The sequence below is a fragment of the Coxiella-like endosymbiont genome, assembly GCF_002871095.1.
Lineage (GTDB): Bacteria > Pseudomonadota > Gammaproteobacteria > Coxiellales > Coxiellaceae > Coxiella.
In genome coordinates this window covers 1-3930 of record NZ_NSHJ01000161.1, presented here as the reverse complement: position 1 = coordinate 3930, position 3930 = coordinate 1, and the positions used below count along the sequence as shown (strand labels likewise).

Genomic DNA, 3930 nt, shown 5'->3' with positions numbered 1-3930 from the left:
TGATAAATACTTTGTACCTTTAAATCCACAGGGGTATTTGATACTTTGATGGTATTTAATACTTGAAATGGGTTTTATCAAGATCCACAGCCTATAAACAAGTTTCTTTAAATTATGTATCGTAAATTACTGTTGAAGTGATATGGAAAAAGAAAGTACAGAAGATTTATATAATTTTTGACTAAAAATGGTGGGTCTGGACTATGGTTAGAAAAAATTGAAATCAATAGATGTGATGCAATTGGATTAGATGCGATAATTGATATCGCACAAACATCGTAGATGTATAGAAGATTGAAATTAGAGTGGCTTTGCAAGGTAATTTAGATTTTGCTAATCTTATTATTTAATTTCAAAGATAGTACTGATCACTATGATTAAGTTCTTAAAACTTAAATAGAAATACTGCAACTCATGTATTGAATTTAAAATATGAAATTGATTCGACTGACACCTATAAAAAATGTATCTGCCATGATTGAGTCTCTTTAAAATTTAACTATTAAAAATGAAGAAGCAAGCAGTAGTTATTATCGGTAGTGGGTTGGCAGGTTACCTCTTTGCCAAAGAATTTCGTAAATTAGACACGACGACACCCTTGGAAATTATTACCGCCAACGAGGGTGTTTTTTATTCCAAGCCATTATTATCAACAGCCTTAACTAATAAAAAATTAGTTGCTCAATTAGTAGTATACTCTGCAAATGAAATGAGTGCGCAATTAAAAGCTCGAATTCATTCTCATATACTAGTGAAAACTATTGATCTTTCAGCTCAAATTATTCAAATACATCGAGAAAAAATTGCTTACCAAAAACTCATTATGGCTTGTGGTTCCAAGACTGTAACGCCGACTTTACAGGGTGGTGAGAAGCTTTCCTCTGTAATTGCCATAAATGATTTGATTGCTTATAAAAGATTTCGTACATGGATAGAAGACAAAAAATCTCTTACAATTTTGGGAGCAGGTTTAGTGGGTTGCGAATTTGCTAATGATTTAATTAATGTGGGTTATCAGGTTGAGGTAATATCACCAGATCCTTATCCTTTATCTAAACTGATACCCGAACGTGTGGGAGTTGCTTTGCAGAAAGCTCTTGCGGATAAGGGCGTCAATTGGCATTTAAATAATACAGCTAGAGTTGTTAATTCTGATAGAAATGGTTATCAAATTGTGTTGGAGGATAAGAATACTATCCATACTGATGGAATTCTTTCAGCAATCGGGATCAGGCCCCAATGTAGTTTAGCAAAAACGCTTAACCTTAAATGTAATTTAGGGATAGTCGTAGATCGTTACCTTCAAACAAGTATCGAGAATATTTATGCTCTCGGTGATTGTGCCGAAGTGGCTGGTGAAGTACGCCAATATGTAGCGCCACTCTTACAGTGTGGCCGAGCTCTTGCTCGTCATCTCTTAGGAGATAAGCATCCTGTGCAATATCCGCCTATGCCAATTATAATTAAAACACCTGCTTGTGCTCTTGTCGCTTATCCACCCCCCGAAAGAATAGAAGGGGAATGGCAATATTGGGGAGATGGGAAGCATCAGAAAGCTTTATTCTACGAACGAGGGACTAATAAATTACTGGGATTTGCTTTGTCAGGGGATTTTGTTAAGGAGAGAATGTTTCTTACAAAAAAATTGCCACCCGTCTTTCAAAATTGAGTAATTATCTGTGTCTGAATTTCTTTTGTGTGAAAATGATATACTCCTCAATGAGCAATTTAGGTTGGAAAAAATTTAAATGACGCTTTATACGATTGCAATCACATTAATTTTAGTGATGGACCCACTGGGCAATATTCCTGTATTTTTAGCTATATTACAAAATTACGACACACGTACTCAAACACGAATTATTCTACGAGAATCCTTAATTGCCTTCCTTATTTTGGCATTATTTGTTTTCTTTGGACGTTATATCTTACATGGATTACATATTACTACTCCTGCTTTGAGTATAGCTGGAGGCGTTATTCTCTTTATTATTGCTCTTCGAATGATTTTTCCATCAGAACAAAAAACATCTAAAAAAGAAGACTTTGAGGAACCCTTAATCGTCCCCCTTGCTGTGCCTTTAACAGCTGGACCATCAGCAATGGGAATGGTATTATTATTTGTTACTCGAGATCCTTATCATCTTTGGTTAGTGTTTTTAGGGGTACTTATTGCCTCCGCAATTTTTACAGTCATTATGTTGTTTGCACCATTTTTAATGAAAATTTTGGGGAAACGGGGCTTAATAGCAATTGAACGATTAATGGGAATGATATTAACTACTATTGCAGTACAAATGTTTCTGTCCGGAGTTGCACAATATTTACATGATCCCTTGCTGTAATTTCCAGTATTTTTAAAGTAAAAAAGTAAAGTATTGTTAAAGGAATTTATGGGTTATCAAACGGCAAGTTAGCGGAAAACCAAAGTGCATCCATATCTTGATAGTAACTTGATTTTTTTGTAATTTTATGAAAATAATTAATGAATAAGTCAATCAATTTTTTTAAATCTCTAATTTTGGTTTTTTCTAGAATACTTTCAGTAAAAGCTGTTTCTAATTAAATAAAATGTGTTTTCGGTAATCCAAAATAGTGGGTAGTTATTAACAGATAAGTGGGATAATTGAATTTTTTCTTGATCGAGTGTCGATTATATCTTTATTTCGATTTAGGAATTCCCACTCTTTAAAGAAATTACATAATAATTATTTAGTTTTAATTTTTAAATAATACTTTATGATCGTAAAGACAATAATAAATTTATACTGTTTGCATTTTGTTTTTTTCTTAAGAGGTATTTGAGACAGTTCTATAACAATTAGCACCAGAGTTTTTGGATCTTTAGCTATAATTCTAAAGCTAATGCAATGATGTTATCATACAATTCTAACCTATAAGTAATTAGGTTAGAATCGGGAATAAGTTGACAATTTTATTTTTTTTTGTTGAAGAGTTTAGGTTAAAAATTGCGCCATTAATAATGATGATAATAAGCCCAAATGTTAAGGAATAGGATGTAAAAACCATCATTTGAAATACTTAAAAGCTATTTTTAAATATTTATATTAAAATATTCAAAAATCAAAAATTCAGGGTGGTTTTTATTGTATACAAGAGTTTATTTTCTTTGAGATATTAATTGATAAGTAATACTTTGATAAAGAGAAAAAGGAAATTAAAAGGTACAGTAAATTTTTAAATCCTTCCATAAATCTGAAAAAGTTATTGATGCAGTGGCATAAGGTTAAACTTTTTATTAATTAAAAAATTTCATCAAGGTTATATTTTTTGTAGGTGGGTAGCTTCCTCCCTTGAGTATAGATCAGGAAAAAAGCCTCCTTTTGGTTATGCCACGTAATGTGTTCATGGTACCAACAACAATATCAGATTTAATTCTCTGAGCACTTAAGGTTTCTCTAATTTAGAGATGTTTTAAATGAACGGCATCATTTAAATGGAATATTTGATATTCGGTAAATGTTTTTGACTGTATGTTGCCATGATCTGTTGAATCCAAGCTTCCAGAAGCTCATCAGTGTATTCACTCATGCTTTCTAAATAAATCATCCATTCTTCATTAATTTGCTTAAAGTGAGGAAGTTTTTCTTTAGCAATGAGGATGTTTACAGGTATTTTTGAAACCTCGTTAAGTTCAATTTGAATAATCTGTTTGGCATTAAATTGTCTTCTATATTCAATTTTATTTTATTATTAATATATATAAATTTTGACTAAACATTTAGTTTTGTACTACTGGATTTTTTAAATTTTAAAGCACATTGAATATTTACTGTATCAGCCCGATTGATTTATTGTTGATTTTGTTTAATCAAATCTGGCTGCATTTATAAAAATAATAGTTTTTATTAGAGGTTATATCTATTTTGATCACAACAAATGTATTGTAAATTGAATGGTAAGTATCAT

Annotated in this window: 2 protein-coding genes; both read left to right on the top strand. The window is 31.3% G+C overall.

Features of this window, described 5'->3' with window-relative positions; translation table 11 throughout:
- Nucleotides 1-508: 508 nt before the first annotated feature.
- Nucleotides 509-1669 (top strand): NAD(P)/FAD-dependent oxidoreductase, encoded by a 1161-nt coding sequence (locus tag CLERM_RS03680; protein ID WP_102157234.1) that lies wholly within the window; start codon nt 509-511, stop codon nt 1667-1669.
- 79 nt (nt 1670-1748) lie between these two features.
- Nucleotides 1749-2345 (top strand): MarC family protein, encoded by a 597-nt coding sequence (locus CLERM_RS03675; RefSeq protein WP_102157233.1) that lies wholly within the window; start codon nt 1749-1751, stop codon nt 2343-2345.
- Nucleotides 2346-3930: the final 1585 nt, after the last annotated feature.

What these genes read in the sequence shown, in the direction of transcription:
- CLERM_RS03680 (WP_102157234.1), top strand. Translation starts at nt 509, where the DNA reads ATGAAGAAGCAAGCAGTAGTTATTATCGGTAGTGGGTTGGCAGGTTAC.
- CLERM_RS03675 (WP_102157233.1), top strand. Translation starts at nt 1,749, where the DNA reads ATGACGCTTTATACGATTGCAATCACATTAATTTTAGTGATGGACCCA.